2 protein-coding genes and 1 pseudogene are annotated in these 1,737 nt (G+C 67.0%); all 3 read left to right on the top strand.

Annotation, left to right across the window (positions count from 1 at the left end; genetic code table 11):
- The coding region (locus BN903_RS03435) for a Dam family site-specific DNA-(adenine-N6)-methyltransferase (RefSeq protein WP_048076379.1) at nt 1-525 on the top strand (525 nt) is incomplete at its 5' end.
- A 189-nt stretch (nt 526-714) separates the two neighbouring features.
- Nucleotides 715-1,137 (top strand): hypothetical protein, encoded by a 423-nt coding sequence (locus tag BN903_RS03430; protein ID WP_228840998.1) that lies wholly within the window; start codon nt 715-717, stop codon nt 1,135-1,137.
- A 188-nt stretch (nt 1,138-1,325) separates the two neighbouring features.
- Nucleotides 1,326-1,737, top strand: a pseudogene (locus tag BN903_RS03425) (universal stress protein); the annotation flags it as partial.

Genomic DNA, 1,737 nt, shown 5'->3' with positions numbered 1-1,737 from the left:
TACCTCAACCGCACCTGCTACAACGGGCTGTACCGCGAGAACGCGGACGGCGGATTCAACGTCCCGATCGGCCGGTACGCCGACCCGGACTGGGTCCAGCGCGACCGGATCCGACGCGCGAGCGACCTGCTCGCCGACGCCGAGATCCGCAACGACGACTTCGCGTACGTCCTCGACACCGCCGATCCGGGCGATCTGGTCTACTTCGATCCCCCCTACGAGCCGATGAGCGCGACCGCGGACTTCAACGAGTACAGCGCGTCCGGGTTCGACCGCGAGGACCAGCGCCGCCTGCTGGAGGTCGCCGGCGACCTCGACGACGCCGGCGTCCGGGTCGTGCTCTCGAACAGCGGCGTGATGTACGACGCGTACGCCGACGCGGGCTTCCGCGTCGACCGCGAGGACGCGACCCGCTCGATCAACAGCGACGCCGACAACCGCGACGCGGTCGACGAGATCGTCGCCACCAACGTCCCGCCCGCGGAGCGGCGTGAGCGCGGGCAGCGCGAACTGCCCGACTTCTGAGCCAACGGCCCCGTTGACATACTCGTATTTTGCTATTTTGTCCTCTCGATAGCTCGGTACAGTCCGACAGCGGTACAGTCGGATTCCCCCAGCGGCTGAAGCCGCGGGCTCTCCTTGTTCCTCTGTGAATCAACGAACTCCGCCGATATTGAGGAGAAGACATTTCAGGAACGGTTTGGTCGTACGGGTATGCGGCGGAGACAATGCCTACGCGCGGCTGGAGCCTGTTCCGGTATACTGGCGCTCGCGGGATGCGTCGAGACGCTTCCCGGTGGGAACGCGCCCCCCGACTACCCGGGTGGAACGCTGGTCGTCGAGAATGCCGGTGACAGTCCCGTGAGAGTCTCAGTAGACACGAAATTGGAACAGTTCGATGCCCAGCTGGACGTCGAAGTCGCCGGCGGTGAAACGGTCGTTCGCCGGGAATTCGTCACCGCCGAAACGGGTGACATCGTGACTCTCGAAGCGCTGCTCGGAGAGACCGGTGAGCGGATCAGATTCCAGTTCCTCCCCGCAGGTGGTGGTGAGGACACGCCGCCGGAAGTGGCTCGTCTCACCTTCGAGTCTGGCGTCGAAGCGAGCGCGACCTGGACCGCGACGGCCGGAACGTGAACCCGTTCAACACGCACTGTTCAGCGACCAGTCGCTTCAGGCGCGAATCCGCCTGAAGCGGCGGATCCGACGGGACCGACTCGCCGGAACCGAACGGACCCGGGTACCCCGTCGACCGCGGAACCGCGCGGTCACCCGACCGCGGCGTTGGGGCGGGCTTTTTGCCCTCCCCCGCCGACGGGTCGGGTATGACCGATCTCGATATCGACCTCGTCCTCGTGCCCGTCGACGGCAGCGAGGAGTCACACGAGGCGGTCGATTACGCCATCGCGGTCGCGGCCGAGTACGACGCGAGCGTCCACGCGCTGTACGTGCTCGACGAGGATGTCGTCCGCGCAATCGACCACGGCGTGGTCGACGAGAGCGAGGTGGCCGACGACTCAGAGGCGTTCACCGACTCGGTCGCCCGCCGCGCGGACGCGGCCGGCGTCCCCCACAGCAACTCCATCGCGAACGGGTTCTCCACCTCGGTGAAGACGGTCCACCCCGGCAGCGTCGTCCTCGACACGGCCGAGGAACTGGACTCGGACTTCATCGTCGTCCCGCGCGAGCCGGTCTCCGGCGACCCCGGCCGAGGTGCTGGGGAAGGCCGCGGAGTAC

The sequence above is a fragment of the Halorubrum sp. AJ67 genome (assembly GCF_000513435.1).
Note: the sequence above shows the minus strand (reverse complement) of the source record. Positions and strands in the feature narration are given on the sequence as shown.